This window comes from Pseudomonas sp. PDM15 (assembly GCF_014851565.1).
Classification (GTDB): domain Bacteria; phylum Pseudomonadota; class Gammaproteobacteria; order Pseudomonadales; family Pseudomonadaceae; genus Aquipseudomonas.
The window spans coordinates 24,674-45,654 of sequence record NZ_JACVAA010000004.1 but is presented as its reverse complement, the minus strand read 5'-3'; the positions used below and the strand labels follow the sequence as shown (position 1 = coordinate 45,654).

Genomic DNA, 20,981 nt, shown 5'->3' with positions numbered 1-20,981 from the left:
GTGATGCGGTAGGCATTTTTCCCGGTCAGGGGTGAGCGTTGAACCAGGTGAGGATCTTGCCAGGCGAGGCTGCGAACCACTCGTGGCCGCCTAGCGCCTCGGTGTGCCGTGCGGTCTCTACGCCTTGCTGGAGCAGGCGGTCGTAGTACAGGTCCATGCTCCACCAGGGCACCACTACATCGACGAAGCCATGCAGGAACAGGGTCGGCGGATGATCGCTCGGCAGCTCAGGTATCACGCACAGCGGGCCGCTACAGGTGGCGTAGGAGCCGGACTGTATGGCCAGGGCGCGGAACTGGCCGGAGAAGGACACGGCCATTCGGCTGGTGTTGTAGCCGCCGCTGGAGATGCCGGTGGCGTACTGGCGCTGCGCATTGAGCGGGCCGAAGTGCCCGGCGGCGATGGCTGCCAGCACGTTGCCGAGGAAGTCATAGTCGGTGCTCAGCTCGTAGGCCTGGGCCAGGCCGGGGATGTTGGTCTGCCAGAACAGGTCGGCCGGCGCGCTGGGGGCGATCACCGCGTAGCCGTTGTCCAGCAGTGTGCGTACCAGTTTGCCCTCGTAGAAGCCGCCAAACGGCTGGTTGCTGTAGTAGGTGAAGTTGTCCAGCGGGAAGAACGAGCCCTGGTAGATCAGCACCACCGGCCAACCACCGCTCGGCGGTGTGCCCAGGGGCGTCTGGTAGATCACCTGGCGGGCGCCGACCGCGCCGGAGTCGATCCAGGTTGTCTGGTGGCTACAGCTGATCTTAGCGGGCAGTAGCAGAGACTTGGGTCGTTCACTGCAGCGCGAATCGGCCATCGCGGCAGGCAATGTGAAGCACAGGAGCAGGCAGCAGAGCAGGGTGCGGAAAGCGATCATGGGAGTGATCTCCGTCGTTGTTGTTAGGGGCATTGCCTTTCAAATAGAAACAGGAATTCCGATTCCGTCAAGCTATTGAAAGCCGCGTCTGGCGTGGCGTTGGCTCGGGAATGGGTTCGACTCTGCGTGCTAGAGCGGCCCCGCCGTTCGGCGGGGCCGGATCGATCAGGGATGGCGCTTGAACCAGTCGAGGATCTTGCCGGGAGAGGCGGCGAACCACTCATGGCCGCCGTTGGCTTCGCTGTGCATGGCCGTCTCGATGCCCTGGTAGAGCAGGCGATCGTGGTAGGGCTGCATGCTGCTCCAGGGCACTACGCGGTCGGCCATGCCGTGCATGAACAGGGTCGGCGGGTGATCGGCCGGTAGCGACTGGGGGATCTGGCAGCGGGCACCGACGCAAGTGGCGTACGAGGCCGACTGGATGGCCAGGGCCTTGAAGCGACCGGGAAAGGACACGGCCATGCGGCTGGTGTTGTAGCCACCGCTGGAGATGCCGGTGGCGTACCAGCGAGCCGGGTTCAGTTTGCCGAAGCGGCCGGCATTCATGGCGGCGAACAGGTTGTTGAAGAACAGCTGATCGTTGCTCTGCGCGTAATTGTCGGCGTATTCAGGCGCGTTGGTTTGCCAGGCATCGGCGGCGGTCAGGGCGTTGGGCGCTATCACCGCGTAGCCATTGTCCAGCAGCGCGCGGATCAGCAGGCCTTGGTAGTAGCCGCCGAAGGGCATGTCGGCGCTGTAGCTGAAGCTGGTGACCCGCACCATCGAGCCATGGAACAGCAGCGCCACCGGCCAGCCGCCTGCCGGAGCGGTACCGTTCGGTACCTGGAACACAACCCTGCGTTGGCCTTCAGCACCCGAGGCGATCCATGCCGTCTGGGCGCTGCAGGTGACGCTGGCTTCTTGAGTGGCGCTGGCGCTTACGGAAGTGCAGCGCGAGGCTGCCTGGGTCTGGGTGGTAAGGCTGGCAGCTGCCAGGAGGATGGTGCCGAGGATGAGAGAGGTTTTCGCAGTAGGCATGGACTACTCCTGCTATCGATAGAACGCAGGGGAGTAGACGCCCAGGTATCCGGAATATCACGACTAATTGGCGCCATATTCCCGGCAATCGATAGGTGGCGGAGCTAAATGAAAAGGCTAGCGGCAGAAAAATATCGCCGTGTGCCTTGCCAGATTGTGGGTTGGGGTCTATCTTGCATCGGAACCGATGTTCCGATTCCGATAAAAACAACAGCTGGAGGTCATCGTGGCATATCAAGGAAGAGGCCTGGCGGTCGCCGGCCTGGTATTGCTCGGCGCGCTACCCGTCGGGGTGGCGCAGGCGTTTCAGGTGCGTTCCGGGGACTGGACCACCTCGCTCGACACCACCATCTCCTATGGCGTCAGCTATCGCATGGAGGGCCAGGACGACAAGCTGATCGCCCGCGCCAATGGCGGCAGCGGCAGCAACTCGGGGCTGATCAACTCCGACGACGGCAACCTGAACTTCCGCAAGGGCGACCTGTTCTCCGAGATGATCAAGGTCGTCTCGGAGATGGACCTGCGCTATCAGGAGCGCCACGGCGTGTTCATCCGCGGCCGCGCCTTCTACGACTTCGAGCTGGAAGACGACTCGCGCCGGCATCGCGAAATCAGCGACGGCGGCCTGGACGAGGCCGGCTCCAGCATCGATCTGCTGGATGCCTTCGTCTACGGCAGCTGGACGGTCAATGATCGCGACCTCAACGCCCGCCTGGGGCGCCAGGTGATCAACTGGGGCGAGGGACTGTTCTATCAGAACGGCATCGGCGCGACCAACCCGGTGGACATCAACGCCCTGCGTGCACCCGGCTCGGAAGTGAAGGAGGCCTACATGCCGACCTTCATGGTCTACGGCTCCTACGAGCTGCGCGACAACCTCACGGTGGAAGGCTACTGGCAACCCGGCAAGGCCTGGGAGGCCTCGAAGATCGACCCTTGCGGCACCTACTTCTCCACCCTCGATCCGCTCGGCGAGGATTGCGAATACCTGTCCGCCTCGCCGTTGCAGGAGCAGGCCACCGGGCTGGCCGGTCCGGCCATGGCCTTCGACAGCCCGGAGGCGGCCCAGGCCTACGTCGACAGTCTCGGTCCCGGGCTGGTCAATGGCCTGCTGCGCTCCTATATCCCCACCACCTTCATCCCGCGAGCCCAGGACATCGACGGCGACGACTCGGCCCAGTACGGCCTGGCCCTGCGCTGGTTCGTGCCGGAACTGAACGACACCGAGCTGGGCTTCTACTACCTGCGCTACAACATGCAGGTGCCGATGATCGGCCTGACCGTCGGCCAGCCGGTGATCCTGCCGGTGGTGGGCGCGCTGCCCAACGCCAGCAGCTCGCGCTACTACGCCGAATACCTGGAAAAGCGCGACCTGTTCGGCATCAGTTTCAACACCTCGATCGGCGGCGACAGCATCTTCAACGGCCTGTCGCTGGCCGGCGAGCTGAGCTACCGGCCGGACACGCCGATTGCCCTCGGCCTCAACGAGTACTTGCCGATCGCCCTGCTCAATCCCCAGGGCTTGCCGACCGGAACCCACATCGACGGCTACCGCGAGAAGGACATGTTCCAGGCCTCGCTGGCCGCCATCTACAACTTCAACGGCCTGCTCGGCTCGGACTCGGCCGCGCTGTTCTCCGAGCTGGTGGCCAGCCGCGTGCAGGGCCTGGAGTCGGACGTCGACTACTACGAGGCCACCAGCAGCGCCTATGGCGCCCAGGCCAGCCTGCAGCTGACCTACACCAACGTGTTCAACCTGGTGAACCTGGTGCCCAGCCTCGGCTACCAGTACAGCATCAACGGCGTGGCGCCCCAGCTCACCAACGGCCTGGACGAGGAGGCGCAGAGCTGGTCGGTGGGCCTGGACGCGATCTACCAGGAGTCCCTGACGGTCGGCGCCAAGTACGTCGGCTACAGCGGCGGCGGCATCTCCAACAAGCGCACCGACCGCGACTACCTGACCTTCAACGTTAAATACAGCTTCTGAGAGGGAACGCCATGCGTCTGCGAATCACCCTGCTGGCCGCTGCCCTGCTGGCCGCCACCCCGGCCCTGGCCCAGGTTGGCGCCGACCAGGCCGCTCGCCTCGGCCAGGACCTCACCCCGCTGGGCGCGGAGAAGGCCGGCAATGCGGCAGGCACCATCCCCGCCTGGGACGGCGGCCTGGCCCGCGACAGCGCCGCCTTCGATGCCAAGGCCGGCTACAAGGACCCCTACGCCGCCGACCAGCCGCTGTTCAGTATCAGCGCCGCCAACGCCGAGCAATACCGCGCCAACCTCAGCCCCGGCCAGCTGGCCATGCTCAAGCGCTATTCCGCGAGCTGGAAGCTCAACGTCTACCCGAGCCGCCGCTCCGCCTCCTACCCGGACAAGGTGTACGCGGCGATCAAGGGCAATGCCACCAGCGCCAAGCTGATCGAGAACGGCAACGGCATCGCCGACTTCAAGCTGGCCACGCCCTTCCCGATGCCGCAGTCGGCCCTGGAAGTGTTGTGGAACCACCTGGTGCGCTACCGCGGCGACAGCGTGAAGCGCTACTACGCCCAGGCGGTGCCGCATGCCAGCGGCGACTACTTCATGACCCAGATCGAGGACCTGTTCCTGTTCAACCAGGACGCCGGCGACTACGCCAAGGACAACGGCAACGTGCTGTTCTACTTCCGCCAGTCGGTGCTGGCACCGGCGCGCCTGGCCGGCACCGAGTTGCTGGTCCACGAGACCGTCAACCAGGTCAAGGAACCGCGCCTGGCCTGGCTCTATGCCGCCGGCCAGCGCCGCGTGCGGCGTACGCCGAATGTCGCCTACGACTCGCCCGGCACCGCCTCCGAGGGCATGCGCACCACCGACAACTTCGACATGTTCTCCGGCGCGCCGGACAAGTACGACTGGCAGTTGGTGGGCAAGGAAGAGCTTTACGTGCCCTACAACAGCTACCGCTTCGCGGCCAAGACCAACAAGTACAGCGACATCGTCAAACCCGGCCACGTCAATCCGGACCTGCTGCGCTACGAACTGCACCGCGTCTGGCACGTGCGCGCCACCCTCAAGGCCGGCCAGCGCCACCAGTACAAGCAGCGCGACATGTACTTCGACGAGGACAGCTACCAGATCCTGGTGGTGGACCACTACGACAACCGCGACAACCTGTGGCGCCTCGGCGAGTCCTACACCATCAACCTGTACGACCAGCCGCTGGTATGGACCAAGGGCGACGCCGTATATGACCTGATCGGCGGCCGCTATGTGATCGGCATATTGTCCAATGAAGAACCGGCGGATCAGTTCGATATCGCCCTGCGCCCGACCGACTTCACCCCGGCGCAATTACGCCGCGACAGTCGTCGCTAAGTTAGACGGATATATAAGCGAGTTTAACTTTGCGCAACTTGCAGGTAGTTGCAGACCAGCCGGGAAAGTTCTGCAGGAAGAACTTCCCGGGGCGTCACGCCGAGGCTGCCGACCATGGTGAAGTAGTTCAGTCCGGAGAGCAGCAGATGGGCGCTGAGGTCGGCGGCCTGTTCCGCGGCGGGGTGCTGCAGGCTGTCGCGATGGCCCAGCACGATACGACCGAAGGCCTGGCCGATGTAGGCATTGAGCTGGTGGAAACGCTCGCGGAACTGCGGGTCCATGGAGCTGCGGCGGATCAGTGCGCGGAGCAGGCCTTCGCTGCCCTCGAACAGGCGCACCACGCCACGGATGAAGGCCTCCACCTGGGCATCCAGCGGCAGCGCCTGGCGTGTCAGGTCCGCCACCAGGGCGTCGACGGCGGCGCGGCTCTGTTCGACGAAGCGCTCGTGCACGGCGTACAGCAGTACGTCCTTGTCACCGAGCAGACGGTAGAAGGTGCCGACCGAGGACTCGGCCAACTGGGCGATCTGGGAGATGCCGGTCTCTTCGAAATGATTGTTGGCCAGCAGATCGGCAGCGACGTTCAGGAAGCGTTCCAGAGCCTTCTTGCTGCGTGCCTGGGTGGGACTGGCAATGCTGTACATGATCAATTCTCGATACGGCGCAGGTCGATTCTAGGGGGTTTGCCAGAGCAAGGCAAATAACGCAAGAGTGCAATAAGCAGGCGCCAGAAAGTTATTCGGCCGAGCAACTTATTTAATTGCCTAAGTGTATGTGGCAAGGGTCGATTATTGTCAGTGAATAATGCAGGGAAGAACTTTTCATGAACTATCTGAACTTGCCCAATGGCCGCTTCGCCTACATCCGCCAGGGCCGAGGTGCGGCGGTGTTGCTGTTGCATGGGCTGGGCTCTTCGCTGCTCGACTGGCAACCGCAGATCGAGCACCTGACGCAGCATTGCGAGGTGGTCGCCGTGGACGTGCGCGGCCATGGCCAGAGCGAGCCGCTGCGTGCCCCGGTGAGCATGGCCGAGCTGGCCGGCGATATCGCCGACTTCATCCGCGCCTTGCAGATCGCGCCATGCATCCTGGTGGGTATCTCCATGGGCGGCATGCTGACCTTCCAGCTGCTGGCCGAGCAGCCCGAGCTGGTGCGCGCCGCAGTGGTGATCAACAGCGCGCCGAGCTTTCCGGTGGACTCCTGGAAGGTGCGCGGGCAGATCTGGCTGCGCCTGGGCCTGGTGCGCCTGCTTGGGTTGCCGACGCTGGCGAAGGTGCTGGCCGGCAAGCTGTTCCCCAAGCCCGAGCAGCAGGCATTGCGCGAGCTGATCGCCGAGCGCATCGCCAGCAACGACCGCACCTCCTACCTGCATGCCATGCGCGCCATCCCCGGCTGGTCGGCGCTGCCGGCCGCGGGCAGGGCGCAGGTGCCGCTGCTGGTGATCAGCGGCGACCGCGATTACACCCCGCTGGACTACAAGCGCGCCTACCTGGGCCAGCTGCACAACGCGCGTTTGGAAGTGATCGGGGATTCCGGCCACGCCACGCCGCTGGATCAGCCGCAGCAGCTGAACCGGCTATTGCAGGCCTTTATCGCCGAGCATTCGGCACCTTTGCCGACCTGACTCGCCCTCGCCGCGCCGCTACACTGGCCGCAGTTTTCCGCTGCGACTTTTTCTATGCAATTGCTCCCCTGGTCCCACGTCACCTCCGCCGGCTTCACCCTCACCGGCTGGCACAGCCCGCCCTCCGGCAAGCCGTTGCTGCACTTCCTGCATGGCAATGGCTTCTGCGGGCGCACCTACGAGCCGATGCTGGCCGACCTGGCCGAGCACTTCGACCTGTGGCTGTGCGATGTGCAGGGCCATGGCGACACCGAACACGGCGGTCGCTTCCACGGCTGGAACCGCAGCGCCGAGCTGGCGGTGGAAGCCTTCGAGGCCGGGCGCGGGATCTTCGGCGAAGTGCCGCGCTTCGCCCTCGGCCACAGCTTCGGCGGGGTGCTGACCAGCCTGATCCTGGCGCGCCATCCGCAGCTGTTCCAGCGCGCCGCGCTGCTCGACCCGGTGCTGTTCAGCAAGGCGATGATGGGCGTGATGGCGCTGTCCGAGCTGGTCGGCTTGCACCGGCGCAACGTCATGGCGCAGAAGTCGGCGGCGCGCCGTCGTCACTGGCCGGACCGCGCCAATGCCTTCGCCCTGCTGCAGGGCCGCGGCATCTTCCGTGGCTGGACCGATGCCGCGCTGCAGGCCTATGTCGATCATGCGCTGAAGGAGGCGGCGGATGGCGGGGTGGAATTGAAGTGCCGGCCGAGTCGCGAAGTGGACATCTTCAGTTCCTTCCCCAGGCGCCTGTGGCCGTCTCTTGGCAAGATCGGCACACCGACCCTGCTGCTGTACGGCAGCAAGACCTATCCCTTCGTCGGCCAGTCGGCCAAGCGGCTCAGCGGGCTGAACCCGGCGGTGGGCATCGCCGAGGTGCCCGGTGGACACTGCTTCATGCAGGAGCATCCCGCCGACACCGCCGCTCGGGTGCTGGCCTTCCTGCAGTCCGAGGCCTGAGATGGGCGCCAGCCGCGAGGATGTGTGGCTGGCGCTGTCGGAGCTGTGGCTGGACAACCAGCTGGACCAAAACGACCACCGCCATATCGCCCGCGTACTGTACGCCAGCGCCCTGCCACTGGCAGAGCTGCAGGCCATCTATCTGGAGGAAGTCGCGCCGTTGCTGTGGGGCAACCATTGGGTGACGGCGGGCGTCTGGAGCGGCTTCGACCCCACATGGCTGGGTGCCGGTTGCCGGGTCAACCAGGCGCGCCGCGCGAGTCGCTGGCATCGCTGGCGCTGCCGCCTGCTGCGCAAGCCGATGACCTACGCGGCCGAGCCGGAGTGGCGACAGGTGTTGCTGTGCCTTCAGGAGCTGCAGGGCTCGGCTCAGTCGACCCGGCGCTGATCGTCCGGGCGCGGGTGGCTGCGGCGCCAGTCGTCGAGCTGGATCACCTTGTCGTCCAGCTGGGGCGGGGCCCGGAAGGGATGTGCCTGCAGCTCGATACCGCCGAACTGGCGGCCATACATGCTGATGCTGCCGGTCAGGCGCTGCTCGCCGGTGACGGTGAACTCGAAATCGTAAATGCGCGCCACCCGGCGCTGGCCGCGGGCATCGCGCACCAGGGCCAGGCGACGGAAGGCGACGTTGCCGTCGAGCAGCTCGACATCCAGCTTGGCGCAGTGCTGCTTGGCCAGGGCCAGCGCGCGCTCGCGAATGCCATGGCCGCGCCACAGCCAGGCGCAGGCGGTGGCGAACAGCATCAGCAACAGCACATCCAGCAGATCGATCATGGGGGCTCCGGCAGTCACAGCCCAAGCTTAACCGATCCGTGACTCCCCGCTCAGCCCGCGCTTGAGCCGGCCGGGCTTCTTGGCTAGGGTCGCGCCCAGTGCTTCATCACCGAGAAAAGGACTTTCCATGCATTGCCCCCCTGCCGCGACTCGCAACTCAAACCGACCAAGCTCGACGATGGCCTGCTGGCCCATGGCTGCGAGCAGTGCTCCGGCGCCCTGGTGGCGCTACTCTACTACCGCGACTGGGCCGAACGTGCCCTGCACACCGAGGTGGCCGAAGCCGGGCTGCATGCCGAGCCGGCCAGCGAAACGCCGCAGGCGCTGACCTGCCCGAAGTGCGCCAAGCTGATGAGCAAGTTCCAGATCAGCGGTACCCGCGGCAATCGCCTGGACCTGTGTACCTCCTGCGACGAGGCCTGGCTGGATGGCGGCGAGTGGCAGCTGCTCAAGGCCCTGGAGCTGAGCCGCAAGATGCCGGCGATCTTCGGCGAGGCCTGGCAGCGCCGGGTGCGCCAGGAAAGCGCCGAGCAGGCCCGCCGCGAACGCTTCACCCGCCTGGCCGGCGCCGAGGCCGTAGCCCGCGCCGACGAGGTCCGCGCCTGGCTCAAGGACCATCCGCAGCGCCGCGAGTTGCTGCACTACATCGGTCACGAGTGAGGCTGGCGATGAAGAGGTGGCAGAAAGTCCTGCTCGGCACCGTGCTCGTGCTGGGCGGGGGCGCCTGGCTGTGGTGGCAGGACGAGCCGCTGCACCCGCAGGCCAAGGCGTGGCTGGACGAGCCGGCGCCCACCGATAGCACCGCCTACTACCAGTTGCTGGGCCTGGATGCGCCCGCCGGCCAGGACCCGCAGAAGGTCGGTCGTCAGCTGGTGCAGGTGCACCGGCAGCGGCGAGCGGCGCATAGCCTCAGCGATCCGATGCCTGCCGCCGCCGCCGACCGTATCGAGCTGCCTGGCAATGAGCTCTGCGCCCTCGGCGAGGCGGGCTGCCTGGAACAACTGCGTCAGGATCGTGCTGCGCTGGCCGAGCTGCTGAACCGTCACGGTGAGCTGCTGCGGCGCTACGAGAACCTCCTGGCGCTGAACGACTACCGCAGCCTCAGCCAGCCGAGCATGGACGAGCCACTGACCAATTTCACCACCCTGGACCGCGCCAACCGGTTGCGTGGCGCCCAGGCTCTGGCGCTGGCCTTGGACGGTCGCGGTGACGAGGCATTGGCCATCCTGCAGCAGGACGTGCGCCAGCTGCGCGCATGGCTGGCGCGGGCCGACAACCTGGTCCTCAAGATGATGCTGGTGAATCAGCTGGGCCGCGACCTGGACACCATCGCCGCGCTACACCATGTCGGCCTGGTGCCGGCGCCCGCCGCCCAGGCGCCGCTGAGCGAGGCGGAGCGCTCACTGGAGGCGCCCATGCAGCGCGAGTTCGCCCTGGTGGGCTCCGGGCTATTGACCCTGGTGGACAGTCCGGAAACTGCTGCCGTACCCAAATGGCGGCTGCTCTTGATGTACAAGCCGCATATGACGGTCAACGACATGCTGTCGGACTACCAGCGGGTGGCCGCCAATTCACGCCTGGAGACCGCGGCCTTCGCTCGTACGCTGGGCACGCCAACGCGGACGGAGCTATCCATCTGGCGCCGCATGCGCAATCCGGTCGGCGCGATTCTCGGCGCCGTCGCCATGCCCGACTTCAACAAGCACCTGGCGCGCCTGCATGACCTGGACGCCAAGCTGGCGCTGTTCAATGCCCTCGGCCAGGCCGTGCCGGAGGCGGACAACCCCTACCGACCCGGCCAGCGCGCGAAGTGGGACGCCAAGCGCCAGGCCTACTGTTTCACCGGCCCACTGAAGGACGAGCAGGGCGTGCGCTGCCTGCCCTGGTCTGCGCCGGCGGCGCAATAGCGGCTATGCTTGCACCCGGGGCGCGTTGGCGCCCCTTCCTTTGCCGAAACGGATAGCCGTCCTTGCCGTCGACCCGCCACCTACAGAGCACCGCGCGCCTGGCCTTGCTGGCCATGTTCCTGCTGCTGGCCGCGCCGTTGCTCTCGCAGGGGCTGGCCAGCGCCGCGCCGACGCCGGCCTGGCTGAGCGAGATGGCCTGCGGCGAGGGTGGCCACGACCAGCTGCCGCATGACCAGCCTCTATGGGCCCAGTGCGGCTACTGCACCCTGCTGCTGTCCAGCCCGGCGCTGACCGGCACCCTACTGGGGCTGGATGGCGCGGCGATCTTCGTTGCAATGGTTCCCGTCACGGCGCTGTCCACAGTGCTGGGCGAATCGGTCACCCCTCACGACGCGCCGCCGCGCGCACCGCCGCAGCGCTCCGTCTGATCCTTTCCACAGGGGCCGCAGAGCCCTTCGATTCGACCATAGCGGAGCATCCCTCGTGAGCAAGCCCAAGGTTTCCTTCTACAACCTGGCCTGGCGCTGGCACTTCTACGCCGGCCTGTTCGTCATTCCCTTCATGATCCTGCTGGCGCTGACCGGCATCGTCTATCTGTTCAAACCGCAGCTGGACCAGCTGATGTACGCCGAGCTGCTCCAGGTACAGCCAGCGGGCACCGCGCTGTCCGCCGACCAGCAGCTGGGACATCTGCAGCAGGCGCTGCCGCAGGCCCAGGTCAGCCAGTACCTGCCGCCGGCATCCGCCGAGAGCAGCGCGCAGTTCGTCGCCCAGCTCGACGGGCGCAAGACCAACCTGTTCCTCGATCCCTACAGCGGCGCGCTGCTCGGCCGGCAGGACGCAGAGAACAACCTGCAGGCCATCGCCCGTTCCCTGCACGGCGAACTGATGATCGGCCCGCTCGGCGATCGCCTGATCGAGCTGGCGGCCGGCTGGGGCATTGTCCTGGTGGTGTCCGGCCTGTACCTCTGGTGGCCGCGCGGGCAGGGCGGCGCCGGTGTGCTGTGGCCACGCCTGTCCGCGCGCGGGCGTCTGCTGTGGCGCGACCTGCATGCGGTGACCGGCTTCTGGGGCAGCGCCGTGCTGCTGTTCATGCTGCTTACCGGCATGACCTGGACCGGCTTCTGGGGCGCGCAGTTCGCTGGTGCCTGGAACCACTTCCCGGCGGCCATGTGGGACGCGGTGCCGCAGTCCGATCTGCAGGCGCGCAGCCTCAACACCGCAGCCGACCAGACCGTGGCCTGGGCGGTGGAAAACACCCCGCTGCCGCAATCCGACCCGCACGCCGCGCACAACGGCCATGCTCCGGCCGCCGCGCCAGCCGCGGCTGCGCGCATCGGTCTGCAGCAGGTGGTCGACAGCGCCAGCCGCCTCGCCGTGCAGCCGGGTTACAGCATCAGCTTCCCGGCGGACGACAAGGGCGTGTTCACCGTCGCCATCTTCGCCGATGACCCGCGCAACGACGCCACCCTGCACCTGGACCAATACAGCGGCAAGGTCCTGGCGGATCTGCGCTGGGCCGATTACGGCCTGGTGGCGCGAATGGTGGAGAGCGGCGCGATGCTGCACGAGGGCAAGATGTTTGGCCTGGCCAACCAGCTGCTGATGCTAGCCGTGTGCCTGCTGATCCTGCTCGGCTCGATCAGCGGTCTGGTGATGTGGTGGAAGCGCCGGCCGCAGGGTCGCATCGGCGTGCCGCCGCTGCGTCACGACCTGCCGCTGTGGAAGGGCGGGGTGGCGATCATGTTCGGCCTCGGCCTGCTGTTCCCGCTGGTGGGAGCCTCGCTGCTGCTGGCGCTGCTGCTGGACTGGCTCGGCCAGCGCCTGACCCGGCGCGGCGCCGAGGCAGTCGCCGGCTGAGACCGGGCACACCCGCCATCGCGGCGGGTGCGCCCGTGTGGTCAGCCCTCGCTGTCCAGGGACTGGTAGCGCTGCTCCAGTTCCTGGCGTATCGCCCGGCGCTTCTGCGCCAGGGCGTAGCGGCGGCGGTCGTCGGGGCTCTCCGGTTGCAGGGGCGGAACCGGGGTCGGCTGGCCCTGGTCGTCCACCGCCACCATGTTGAAGAAGCAGCTGTTGGTGTGGCGCACCGACTTCTCGCGAATGTTCTCGGTGATCACCTTGATGCCGATCTCCATCGAGGTGCGCCCGGTGTAGTTGACCGAGGCGAGGAAGGTGACCAGCTCGCCGACGTGAATCGGCTGGCGGAAGATCACCTGGTCCACCGACAGGGTCACCACGTAGCAGCCGGCGTAACGGGCGGCGCAGGCATAGGCCACCTCGTCGAGGTATTTGAGCAGGGTGCCTCCGTGTACGTTGCCGGAAAAGTTGGCCATGTCCGGCGTCATCAGCACGGTCATGGAGAGTTTGCTGGTTGCGAGTTCCATCGTGTTTCTCATAGGCAGTTTTAAGGTGCTGGCGATGCAGTCCTGCGGGGTCTGCTTGTTGTTATAGGTGCTGCCTGTGTACTTCGCTGTGCCAGCCCGGGGCGCCATGCAAGTTCGCGGCCGCTGCCCGGCAAAACGGCCGGCGGGGCGCTAAGCTTGGGCCTTTGCGCAAGGAGACCGAACATGCGAAGCCACCTGTTGCCCTTGTTGCTGCTCCCTTTCGGCGCACTCTGCACCGCCGAGCAGCAGGCCTGCGACAGCGCCAACGCCTGCAACCAGGCCGGTACCGCCGCCTACAAGGCCGGCCTATATCCACAGGCAATCGAGGCCTTCGAGCGCCAGTTGCGCCGTACCGAGCAGAGCAACGGCGACGCCGGCGGCACCGAGGAGCTGGCACTGAACAACCTGATGCTGGCCAACCTCAAGGCCGGCGATGCGGGCATGGCCCGCGCCTGGCTGGAGGTGGCGCTGGACCGTGGCTTCGGCGGCTCGGCTACCCGCCACAACCTGGGCAAGGTAGCGCAGGCGCTGGATCTGCCGGCGCTGGCTGCCAGCGTCGAGGGCCACTACCTGCGCTACGCCGGCATGGGCATGTGGAGCAGCCTGGACATCCGCCGCAAGGATGGCGGCTACGAGGTGATGTTCGCCCCGCTGCGGGTCGGTCCGCAGGTCGAGGAGTACGGCCCGGCGGCCATTGGCGAGCTGAGTGGCACCATCGCCGGCGCCGGTCCGCACTTCAGCCTGCAGAACACCGGGCTGGATCAGGGCTGCGCCGTGGAGCTGCTGTGGACCGGCGTCGACTTGCGCGTGCTGGAGGCCCATGGCGAAGGCTGCCAGACCTACGGCGGTGCCGGCACCAGTGTCGGTGGGCGTTACTACAAGACCAGCGGCACGGCGCAGTTCTAAGGGCTTAGTGCGGCTCCGCTGGCTGCCAGCGTTTGCGGGCATGCAGGTAGGCGGCGCTGTCGGCATAGCCGAGCTGTTCGGCGATCCGGCTGCGAGTCAGGCCCTGCAGCTCCAGGCTTTGTTCCAGCTCGGCGCGCACCGCGTCGAGTACTTCGCGAAAGCCCAGGCCTTCTTCCTGCAGACGCCGACGCAAGGTGCGCGGGCTCTGGTGCAGGGCTTCGGCGGCGGCCTCCAGGCTCGGCGGTTGCGCGCGGCGCAGATCGCCGCGCACCTGTTCGGCGACCTTGGCCGCCCAGCCGTTGAGTTGCTGCAGGCGCACCAGGCGCCGATCCAGGCTGTCGCAGAGCAGCTCCACCAGCACCGGGTGATGCAGGTGCATGGGCAGTTCCAGGCACGCGGCATCCAGGTACAGGCGATTGTACGGGGCATCGAACTGCACCTGGCCGAACCACGGCTTGTACTGCGCGTGATAGGCCGGGCGGGCGTGGCGGAAATCGGCGCCGAGCAGCTGGAAGGCCTCGCCGGCGCCCAGGCGCAGCATGCTCACGGCCATCACCGAATAGTGCTCGGCGAGGAAGCGCGCCAGGGCATCCGGCGCATCGATCTGCAGCTCGATGACCAGGCGCTCGCCGTCACGCTGCAGGCGTACCTGCTCCATGTCCGAGGCCAGCCGTGCATAGCGCTGCCAGTGTTGCAGCGCCTCGGCGACGCTGGCACTGAACTGCGCCAGGTGCAGCAGTACATGCCAGTCGCCGGGACTGAACTGGGCGAACAGATTGAGGCCTATGGCCGGGTCGAGTTCGGCAGCCTGCAGCCATAGCTGCTCCAGGTGCACCAGGCTGTATTCCTGCTGCGGGTGGTGCTGGCTGAGGAAGCGCTGCAGCACACGCCCCAGCGGGCCACGGTGAAAGCGCAGGGGGCTGGGGCGGGGCGAGTCCGCCGGCGGATTGGCCACTTCGGGCAGATTGTTGTCCGTTTCGCGCATGGTGGCGGCTGTCGACCTGGCATCTGATACAGGCAACCCGGCAGGCCGGGATTTCCAACAAGAGGTTGCCATGAACCCCAGTTCCATCGCCAACAATCCCATCGCCGTGGTCAGTCTGATCTTCCTCGGCTTTATCCTGCTCGAGGTCGTGCTGGGCTGCTTCCGCCAGCCGCGCGGCCAGCGCCGTGATGTGCTGATCGAGATTATCGGCTCCAGCCTGCTGCTGGGCGCGACCTTCCCGTTGATCATGTTCCTCTCTAACTTCGCCCTCGGCGAGCTGGCACCGCAGTGGCGTGGCGCGCTTGCGGGGATTCCCTTCGTCGCCGGCTTCGCCCTGTTCCTGCTGTTCGACGACATGACCCAGTACTGGTGGCATCGCCTCAGCCACAAGGTGCCGTTCCTCTACAACCTGCACCGCGCGCACCACTCGGCGCCGTACATGAGCATCCGCATCGTCTACCGCAACAACAGCTTCTACTACCTGCTGATGCCCGGCATCTGGCTGTCCGCCGCGTTGATCTACCTGGGCCTGGCGCCGGTCTATTACGTCTACCTGATCCTCAAGATGTGCGTGATCTTCGGCGCCCACAGCAGCGTGGCCTGGGACGACAAGCTGTACCGCATCCCGGCCCTGCGCCCGCTGATGTGGCTGCTCGAGCGCACCATCTCCACGCCCGCCACCCATTCCGCCCACCACGGCCTGAACGCCGCCGACGGGGTGACCAACTACAAGGGCAACTTCGGCAACCTGCTGTTCTTCTGGGACGTGCTGTTCGGCAGCGCCAAGATCACCCGCCGTCGCCCCGAGCAGTACGGCATCGAGGACATGGCCCCGGTGAGCTGGCAGAGCGAGCTGTTTTGGCCGCTGGTGCAGGCGCCCAAGGCCGAGCCGGTGACGAACGATGAACTGAAGGAGCTGGCCCGATGAGCTTGAATGTCGTCTTGATCGCCGGCTCCAGCCGTGCCGACAGCCAGACCGCCAAGGTCGCCCATTATCTGGCAGCGCGCCTGCAGCAGAATGATGTGCAGACCCAGGTGCTGGACCTAGGCCACAGCGCCCTGCCGCTATGGCCGGCGGAGGATGTGCAGGGTCACTGGCCGAACATGGCCGAGCAGCTCAGGCGCGCCGATGCGCTGATCGTGCTCAGCCCGGAATGGAACGGCATGGCCAGCCCGGCGCTGAAGAACTTCTTCCTCTACGCCGGCCGCAACGAGCTGGCGCACAAGCCGGCGTTGCTGGTGGGGGTGTCGTCGGGGCAGGGCGGCGTCTATCCACTGTCCGAGCTGCGCGCCTCCAGCTACAAGAACTGCCGCGTCTGCTTCATTCCCGAGCAGCTGATCGTGCGCCAGGTGGAGGCGGTGCTGAATGGCGCGCGTGCGGCGGATGCCGACGATCAGCGCATTCGCGCGCGGGCCGATTGGGCGCTGGACGTGCTGCTGGAGTACGCCGAGGCACTGCGCGGCCTGCCGCAGCGCATCGACTGGAGCGAGCCGCAGTTCGGCAATGGCATGTGAGCGGGGCGGCGCTGCGCCGCTGAACTCAGTCGCCCAGAGCCTCCTGAGCCCATCGGTGGAAGATACTTCGCAGTTTTCCACGGGGTGGCCACCCACCCTACCCGAGCCAACAAGCCCCGTAGGGTGGATAACGCTCCGCTTATCCGCCGCGGCTGCGGAGGCTCAGGCGTGGGTCAGATACCAGCGCCAATCCTGTTCACCAACCTCGCCGACAAACTGGCGGAATTCTTCCCACTTGATCGCCAGGAAGATCTTCAGGAAGTCCTCGCCCAACGCTTCCCTGGCCCAGCTCGACTGCTCCAGGTTGCGCAGCGCGGTCAGCCAGTCGGTGGGCAGCGTCTCGCGGGCCTGCTCATAGCCATTACCGACAATCGCCTCGCCCGGATCGATCTGGTTGCGGATACCGTGGTGGATGCCGGCCAGGATCGCCGCGGCCGCCAGGTACGGGTTGGCATCGGCGCCGCAGATGCGGTGCTCGACATGCCGGCTCTTGGCCGGGCCGCCCGGTACGCGGAACGACACGGTGCGGTTGTTCACCCCCCAGCTCTTGGCCAGCGGCGCGTAGCTGTTGGCCTGGAAGCGCCGGTAGGAGTTGGCGTTGGGGCAGAAGATCGCCAGGGCGTCGTTGAGCGTGGCCATCATGCCGCCAATCGCATACTTCAGCAGCGGCGTGCCATGCGGATCTTCGGACGCCATCAGGTTGTTGCCTTCGGCGTCGGCCAGCGACACGTGCATATGCAGGCCGCTGCCGGCCAGGTCGCCAAACGGCTTGGCCATAAAGCAGGCCTGCAGGCCGTGCTTGTTGGCCACGCCCTTGACCAGGCGCTTGTAGCGCACGCCCTCGTCGACTGCCTGCAGCGCGTCGAAGCGGTGCTCCAGGGTCAGCTCGACCTGGCCCGGGGCGTATTCGGAGATCGCCGTGCGTACCGGCAGCCCCTGCACCTCGCAAGCGGCGTAGAGGTCGTCGAGGAACGGCTGCAGCTGCTCCAGCTCGTACACGCCGTACACCTGTGGCGCGTGCGGGCGTACGCCGTTCATCTGCAGCGCCGGCTGCGGACGGCCGTCGGCGTCACGCTGTTTATCCAGCAGGTAGAACTCCAGCTCCACCGCCATCACCGGGTGGTAGCCGTCGGCCTTGAGCGCGTCGATGGCGCGCGCCAGCACATGGCGTGGGTCGCCGGGGGTGGCCGGCAGGCCCTGGGTGGGGTGCATGCTCACCTGCAGCTGGCCGGTGGGCACGGCGCGCCAGGGTTGCAGGGTCAGGCTGCCGGGGATCGGGTAGGTCCAGCAGTCGGCGTCGGCCACTTCCCAGACCAGGCCGCTGGCTTCCACGTCTTCGCCCTGGATGGTCAGCGAGAGGATCGAGCTGGGCAGCGGCCGGCCGTTCTCGTAGATGGCCAGCAGCTCGTCGCGGTGCAGCAGTTTCCCGCGCGGGATGCCGTTGGCATCGATCAGCATCAGCTCGATGCTGCGCACTTCCGGATGCTTGGCGAGGAAGTCGCGGGCTTCCTGAATATTGGCGAAGTTCATGGAGTCGTCTCGGTTATTCGCGGGCGCCGGGGATAGCCAGCAGCTCGGTCAGGGCCTGGTCGAGCATGCCGATCAGGCTGTCCACATCGTCCGCCGTGGTGCTCGGACAGCACAGGGTCATGTTGTGGAAGGGGGTGATCAGGATGCCGCGGTTGATCAGGTACAGGTGCAGGGCCATCTGCAGCTCGTCGTGGAAAGCCGCCTCGGCCTCGGCGCCGGTCTTCGGCGACACCGGGCAGAACTGGAACTCGCTGCGCGCGCCCAGCTCGGTCACCGACCACTTCAGCTCGTGCTTGCCGATCAGCGAGCGGAAGCCGTCGGCCAGGCGCTTGGCCAGCGGCAGCATGTGCGCGTAGGCGGCCGGGGTCATCACCTGTTCCAGGTTGGCGCGCATGCAATGCATGGCCAGGGCGTTGGCCGAGAGGGTGGTGCCCATGCCGCTGTGGCCGTGGCCATGGCTGCTTTCGCTGGCGCGCTGGCGCGCCTCGGTCATGGCCTCGGCCATTTGCGCGCTGCAGCCGAAGATGCCGCAAGGCACGCCGCCGGCGATCGGCTTGCCGACCACGAAGAAGTCCGGGTCGAGATCCCACAGCTTGGTGCAGCCACCGATATCGGTGGAGATGGTGTGAGTCTCGTCGATGATCAGCAACGAACCATATTTGCGCGTGAGCTCCCGGCACTTCTGCATAAAGCCTGGCTCGGGCAGGACCATGCCGATATTGGTCATCGCCGGCTCGCAGAGCAGGGCGCAAACGTCGCCCTGGGCCAGCGCGGCTTCCAGTGCGGCGACGTCGTTGAACGGGATCGAGCGGCTGTACTGGGTCAGGTCGTAGGCCTGGCCGACTAATCCTGCGCGCGGCACGGTCGCGCCGTCGCGGTAGCGCACCATCACATCGTCGACCGTGCCGTGGTAGCAGCCGTCGAACACCAGCAGGGTCTTGCGCTGGGTGATCGCGCGGGCCCAGCGCAGCACGTAGCGGTTGGAGTCGGTGGCGGTGGCCGTGACCTGCCAGAATGGCAGGCCGAAGCGCTCGGCCAGCAGTTCGCCACAGACCACGGCGTCTTCACCCGGCAGCATGGTGGTCAGGCCGTTGTTACCCTGTTCGGCGATGGCCTTGGCGATCGGATCCGGGGAATGGCCGAACATGGTGCCGGTGTCGCCCAGGCAGAAGTCGATGTACTCGTGACCGTCGACGTCATAGAAGCGCGCGCCCTTGGCCCGCTCGACGAACAGCGGCACCGGGGTCGACCAGTCGGCCATCCAGTGCATCGGCACGCCGCCGTACAGGGAGTTGCGCGCCCGCTCGGCCAGGGCCACCGACTTGGGATTGCGGGCGATGAAGCGCTCGCGCTCGCGAGCGGTGAAAGTCTCCACGGCGGACGGGCTGATACCGCTGGCAGTCATGTTGCACACCTCGTTCGAATTTCCGCACATGCTATTTTGTGATCACAGAAATGGCAATATTTCGTTTAAAACGCACTATAAGCTAGAGTTCCAATAAATTTGTGATCACAAAGACGTACTCATGAGCATGCAAGGGCAGGTGGCGCTGGTCAGCGGTGCCGGTAGCGAGTGGGGCATCGGCATGGCCATCGCCCGCCGTCTCGGTAAAGCGGGTGTACGGCTGCTGATGACCGCCAGTAGCGCGCGTATCGAGCAGCGTGCCGCCGAGCTGCGTCAGGAAGGTATTGAAGCACGCGCCTGGGTGGCCGACCTCACCGACGAGCGTCAGGTCGCCGAGCTGAGCGCATGGGCCGAGTCCCAGTGGGGGCGGGTGGATATCCTGGTGAACAACGCCGGCATGGCCATGCAGGGCAGCCCAGAACCGTTCGCCGAGCTGGCGCAGATGGATCTGGCCACCTGGCAGCTGTCGCTCACGCGCAACCTGACCAGCGCCTTCCTGCTCACCCGCGCCGTGCTGCCGGGGATGCAGGCGCGTGGCTACGGGCGCATCGTCAATATCAGCTCCACCACCGGGACCCGTGGCAGCAATGTCGGCGAGTCCGCCTACGGTGCGGCCAAGGCCGGCATGCTCGGCCTGTCGATGGGGCTGGCGCTGGAAGTGGCCAGGCAGGGCATCACGGTCAACAGCGTGGCGCCGGGCTGGATCGGCACCGGCTCTTCCACCGAGGAGGAGCGCCATGCCGCCGCCTACACGCCGGTCGGTCGGGCCGGGCGCCCCGAGGAAGTGGCCGCGGCGGTGGCCTTCCTGGCGTCACCGGAGGCCAGCTACATCACGGGCGAGGTGCTGGTGGTCGACGGCGGCAACTGCCTGATCGAGAACAAGGCTCCCTGAATGCTACTGCGTCGGCCGGTAGATGCCAGAAAATGCCCATTGGCGGCGGCCAACCCGCGTTCTTGGCACTTCCGCGCCCCGCTCGCCTGCAGCAGAATCGCCCCGTTCAATTCCAGTACCCCCGGAGAATCCCATGCGCAACTGTCTGCTCACCCTGTCCCAGCTTCCCGCACCGCCACGGGGCCGCTGAAATCATGGCCGATAATCTGCAGGAAAGACTGTACCAACGAATCCGTGAAGGGCTGCTCGCGGGACGCTTCCAGCCCGGCGAGCGCCTGAAGATCCGCGACCTCGCCGCCCAGTGGGGCACCAGCCCGATGCCGGTGCGCGCCGCGCTGCAACGCCTGGTCGCCGAGGGCGCGCTGGAGGGCGAGCCGCAGCGCTCGGTGCGGGTGCCGCTGATGACCCGCGAACGCTACCAGAACATCTTCCAGGTGCGCCTGGGCCTCGAAGGCCTGGCCGTGGAGCTGGCCACGCCGCACCTGCCCCCCGCCGACATGGCCGAGCTGCGCGACTGCGTGCAGCGCATGGACCTGGCCATCGAGCAACGCCAGGTGCAGGACTACCTGGAGGCGAACAGCCGCTTCCATCTGCATCTCTACGGTGCTTGCGGCAATCCGGTACTGCTGCGCAGCATCGAGTCGCTGTGGCTGCAGATCGGCCCATTCTTCAATCGCCTGTTCACCGGCGCCGACCTGTCGCTGCGGCTCAACGACTTCCATGAGGAGGCCTTCGCCGCCATCGAGGCCGGCGACGCCAAGGCCGCGCGCAAGGCCATCGAGCAGGACCTGATCTACTTCGCCCGCTTCCTCCTCAACCTCCTTGAGCTGGAAGGCACGCAGCCGCGCGGCCGCTGAGCACGGGGTCCCTGGCGCCTGTCTCGACTGGGCAATAGTCTT

The 20,981-nt window shown here is 66.6% G+C and carries 22 protein-coding genes; 14 read left to right on the top strand and 8 right to left on the bottom strand.

The genetic code is table 11. The features are described 5' to 3' along the window. Positions 1-25: 25 nt before the first annotated feature. Both IB232_RS11650 and IB232_RS11645 read right to left on the bottom strand, forming a co-directional pair. Positions 26-859, bottom strand: coding sequence for a plasmid partitioning protein (locus tag IB232_RS11650; RefSeq protein WP_192398812.1), 834 nt, complete (start codon positions 857-859; stop codon positions 26-28). A 165-nt stretch (positions 860-1,024) separates the two neighbouring features. Next, positions 1,025-1,876 (bottom strand): alpha/beta hydrolase family protein, encoded by an 852-nt coding sequence (locus IB232_RS11645; protein ID WP_192398811.1) that lies wholly within the window; start codon positions 1,874-1,876, stop codon positions 1,025-1,027. Between the two features lie 226 nt (positions 1,877-2,102). On the opposite strand from IB232_RS11645, the gene IB232_RS11640 reads away from it, so the two are divergent. Together IB232_RS11640 and IB232_RS11635 are read left to right on the top strand one after the other, a co-directional pair. Next, a complete protein-coding gene (locus IB232_RS11640) occupies positions 2,103-3,863 on the top strand; it encodes a DUF1302 domain-containing protein (RefSeq protein ID WP_192398810.1) in 1,761 nt (586 codons plus the stop codon). A gap of 11 nt (positions 3,864-3,874) precedes the next feature. Next, positions 3,875-5,224, top strand: coding sequence for a DUF1329 domain-containing protein (locus IB232_RS11635; RefSeq protein WP_192398809.1), 1,350 nt, complete (start codon positions 3,875-3,877; stop codon positions 5,222-5,224). Positions 5,225-5,247: 23 nt separating this feature from the next. Here the strand turns inward: IB232_RS11635 and IB232_RS11630 are convergent, their stop codons facing one another. Further along, entirely contained in the window at positions 5,248-5,868 is a 621-nt protein-coding gene (locus IB232_RS11630) for a TetR/AcrR family transcriptional regulator (protein WP_192398808.1), read from the bottom strand. 179 nt (positions 5,869-6,047) lie between these two features. On the opposite strand from IB232_RS11630, the gene IB232_RS11625 reads away from it, so the two are divergent. From IB232_RS11625 to IB232_RS11615, 3 genes are read left to right on the top strand one after another with little or no spacing between them, the layout of a single operon-like run. Continuing rightward, on the top strand, positions 6,048-6,848 hold the full coding sequence (locus tag IB232_RS11625; RefSeq protein ID WP_192398807.1) for an alpha/beta fold hydrolase: 801 nt from the start codon (positions 6,048-6,050) through the stop codon (positions 6,846-6,848). Positions 6,849-6,902: 54 nt separating this feature from the next. Next, positions 6,903-7,784: an alpha/beta fold hydrolase gene (locus IB232_RS11620; protein ID WP_192398806.1), complete on the top strand. Its 882-nt coding sequence runs from the start codon at positions 6,903-6,905 to the stop codon at positions 7,782-7,784. A gap of 1 nt (position 7,785) precedes the next feature. Continuing rightward, positions 7,786-8,172, top strand: coding sequence for a hypothetical protein (locus IB232_RS11615; RefSeq protein ID WP_192398805.1), 387 nt, complete (start codon positions 7,786-7,788; stop codon positions 8,170-8,172). Here IB232_RS11615 and IB232_RS11610 read toward each other — a convergent pair. Further along, positions 8,154-8,558 (bottom strand): DUF3301 domain-containing protein, encoded by a 405-nt coding sequence (locus tag IB232_RS11610; RefSeq protein WP_192398804.1) that lies wholly within the window; start codon positions 8,556-8,558, stop codon positions 8,154-8,156. The two genes, IB232_RS11615 and IB232_RS11610, sit on opposite strands and share 19 nt — an antisense overlap. Positions 8,559-8,690: 132 nt before the next feature. Here IB232_RS11610 and IB232_RS11605 point away from each other — a divergent pair, with 132 nt between their 5' ends. The 4 genes from IB232_RS11605 (at position 8,691) to IB232_RS11590 (ending at position 12,325) form a co-directional block, all read left to right on the top strand. Further along, positions 8,691-9,218, top strand: a complete 528-nt coding sequence (locus IB232_RS11605; protein WP_192398803.1) for a zf-TFIIB domain-containing protein — start codon at positions 8,691-8,693, stop codon at positions 9,216-9,218. Between the two features lie 8 nt (positions 9,219-9,226). Beyond that, entirely contained in the window at positions 9,227-10,465 is a 1,239-nt protein-coding gene (locus IB232_RS11600; RefSeq protein WP_192398802.1) for a hypothetical protein, read from the top strand. A gap of 62 nt (positions 10,466-10,527) precedes the next feature. Further along, the gene (locus tag IB232_RS11595; protein WP_192398801.1) at positions 10,528-10,893 is read left to right on the top strand and encodes a DUF2946 family protein; all 366 of its coding nucleotides are present in this window, start codon (positions 10,528-10,530) and stop codon (positions 10,891-10,893) included. Between the two features lie 55 nt (positions 10,894-10,948). Further along, positions 10,949-12,325: a PepSY domain-containing protein gene (locus IB232_RS11590; protein WP_318652259.1), complete on the top strand. Its 1,377-nt coding sequence runs from the start codon at positions 10,949-10,951 to the stop codon at positions 12,323-12,325. A 41-nt stretch (positions 12,326-12,366) separates the two neighbouring features. On the opposite strand, the gene IB232_RS11585 is transcribed toward IB232_RS11590, so the two are convergent. Beyond that, positions 12,367-12,849: an acyl-CoA thioesterase gene (locus IB232_RS11585; protein WP_192398799.1), complete on the bottom strand. Its 483-nt coding sequence runs from the start codon at positions 12,847-12,849 to the stop codon at positions 12,367-12,369. A 183-nt stretch (positions 12,850-13,032) separates the two neighbouring features. On the opposite strand from IB232_RS11585, the gene IB232_RS11580 reads away from it, so the two are divergent. Then, positions 13,033-13,755, top strand: a complete 723-nt coding sequence (locus tag IB232_RS11580; RefSeq protein ID WP_192398798.1) for a tetratricopeptide repeat protein — start codon at positions 13,033-13,035, stop codon at positions 13,753-13,755. A 4-nt stretch (positions 13,756-13,759) separates the two neighbouring features. Here the strand turns inward: IB232_RS11580 and IB232_RS11575 are convergent, their stop codons facing one another. Beyond that, positions 13,760-14,740, bottom strand: coding sequence for an AraC family transcriptional regulator ligand-binding domain-containing protein (locus IB232_RS11575; protein ID WP_192398797.1), 981 nt, complete (start codon positions 14,738-14,740; stop codon positions 13,760-13,762). A 70-nt stretch (positions 14,741-14,810) separates the two neighbouring features. On the opposite strand from IB232_RS11575, the gene IB232_RS11570 reads away from it, so the two are divergent. Both IB232_RS11570 and IB232_RS11565 read left to right on the top strand, forming a co-directional pair. Then, complete coding sequence (locus IB232_RS11570) at positions 14,811-15,668, top strand: sterol desaturase family protein (RefSeq protein ID WP_192398796.1); 858 nt, start codon at positions 14,811-14,813, stop codon at positions 15,666-15,668. Next, complete coding sequence (locus tag IB232_RS11565) at positions 15,665-16,255, top strand: NADPH-dependent FMN reductase (RefSeq protein WP_192398795.1); 591 nt, start codon at positions 15,665-15,667, stop codon at positions 16,253-16,255. The genes IB232_RS11570 and IB232_RS11565 overlap by 4 nt, the downstream gene beginning before the upstream one ends. 162 nt (positions 16,256-16,417) lie before the next feature. Here IB232_RS11565 and IB232_RS11560 read toward each other — a convergent pair whose 3' ends face one another. Continuing rightward, positions 16,418-17,785, bottom strand: coding sequence for a glutamine synthetase family protein (locus tag IB232_RS11560; protein ID WP_192398794.1), 1,368 nt, complete (start codon positions 17,783-17,785; stop codon positions 16,418-16,420). Positions 17,786-17,798: 13 nt separating this feature from the next. Beyond that, on the bottom strand, positions 17,799-19,190 hold the full coding sequence (locus IB232_RS11555) for an aspartate aminotransferase family protein (RefSeq protein ID WP_192398793.1): 1,392 nt from the start codon (positions 19,188-19,190) through the stop codon (positions 17,799-17,801). A gap of 121 nt (positions 19,191-19,311) precedes the next feature. Here IB232_RS11555 and IB232_RS11550 point away from each other — a divergent pair, with 121 nt between their 5' ends. Then, positions 19,312-20,082 (top strand): SDR family NAD(P)-dependent oxidoreductase, encoded by a 771-nt coding sequence (locus IB232_RS11550; protein ID WP_192398792.1) that lies wholly within the window; start codon positions 19,312-19,314, stop codon positions 20,080-20,082. Between the two features lie 194 nt (positions 20,083-20,276). Further along, on the top strand, positions 20,277-20,939 hold the full coding sequence (locus IB232_RS11545; RefSeq protein WP_192398791.1) for a GntR family transcriptional regulator: 663 nt from the start codon (positions 20,277-20,279) through the stop codon (positions 20,937-20,939). Positions 20,940-20,981 lie beyond the last annotated feature (42 nt).

What these genes read in the sequence shown, in the direction of transcription:
- IB232_RS11650 (WP_192398812.1), bottom strand. Translation starts at nt 859, where the DNA reads ATGATCGCTTTCCGCACCCTGCTCTGCTGCCTGCTCCTGTGCTTCACA.
- IB232_RS11645 (WP_192398811.1), bottom strand. Translation starts at nt 1,876, where the DNA reads ATGCCTACTGCGAAAACCTCTCTCATCCTCGGCACCATCCTCCTGGCA.
- IB232_RS11635 (WP_192398809.1), top strand. Translation starts at nt 3,875, where the DNA reads ATGCGTCTGCGAATCACCCTGCTGGCCGCTGCCCTGCTGGCCGCCACC.
- IB232_RS11630 (WP_192398808.1), bottom strand. Translation starts at nt 5,868, where the DNA reads ATGTACAGCATTGCCAGTCCCACCCAGGCACGCAGCAAGAAGGCTCTG.
- IB232_RS11625 (WP_192398807.1), top strand. Translation starts at nt 6,048, where the DNA reads ATGAACTATCTGAACTTGCCCAATGGCCGCTTCGCCTACATCCGCCAG.
- IB232_RS11620 (WP_192398806.1), top strand. Translation starts at nt 6,903, where the DNA reads ATGCAATTGCTCCCCTGGTCCCACGTCACCTCCGCCGGCTTCACCCTC.
- IB232_RS11615 (WP_192398805.1), top strand. Translation starts at nt 7,786, where the DNA reads ATGGGCGCCAGCCGCGAGGATGTGTGGCTGGCGCTGTCGGAGCTGTGG.
- IB232_RS11610 (WP_192398804.1), bottom strand. Translation starts at nt 8,558, where the DNA reads ATGATCGATCTGCTGGATGTGCTGTTGCTGATGCTGTTCGCCACCGCC.
- IB232_RS11600 (WP_192398802.1), top strand. Translation starts at nt 9,227, where the DNA reads ATGAAGAGGTGGCAGAAAGTCCTGCTCGGCACCGTGCTCGTGCTGGGC.
- IB232_RS11585 (WP_192398799.1), bottom strand. Translation starts at nt 12,849, where the DNA reads ATGGAACTCGCAACCAGCAAACTCTCCATGACCGTGCTGATGACGCCG.
- IB232_RS11580 (WP_192398798.1), top strand. Translation starts at nt 13,033, where the DNA reads ATGCGAAGCCACCTGTTGCCCTTGTTGCTGCTCCCTTTCGGCGCACTC.
- IB232_RS11575 (WP_192398797.1), bottom strand. Translation starts at nt 14,740, where the DNA reads ATGCGCGAAACGGACAACAATCTGCCCGAAGTGGCCAATCCGCCGGCG.
- IB232_RS11570 (WP_192398796.1), top strand. Translation starts at nt 14,811, where the DNA reads ATGAACCCCAGTTCCATCGCCAACAATCCCATCGCCGTGGTCAGTCTG.
- IB232_RS11565 (WP_192398795.1), top strand. Translation starts at nt 15,665, where the DNA reads ATGAGCTTGAATGTCGTCTTGATCGCCGGCTCCAGCCGTGCCGACAGC.
- IB232_RS11560 (WP_192398794.1), bottom strand. Translation starts at nt 17,785, where the DNA reads ATGAACTTCGCCAATATTCAGGAAGCCCGCGACTTCCTCGCCAAGCAT.
- IB232_RS11555 (WP_192398793.1), bottom strand. Translation starts at nt 19,190, where the DNA reads ATGACTGCCAGCGGTATCAGCCCGTCCGCCGTGGAGACTTTCACCGCT.
- IB232_RS11550 (WP_192398792.1), top strand. Translation starts at nt 19,312, where the DNA reads ATGAGCATGCAAGGGCAGGTGGCGCTGGTCAGCGGTGCCGGTAGCGAG.
- IB232_RS11545 (WP_192398791.1), top strand. Translation starts at nt 20,277, where the DNA reads ATGGCCGATAATCTGCAGGAAAGACTGTACCAACGAATCCGTGAAGGG.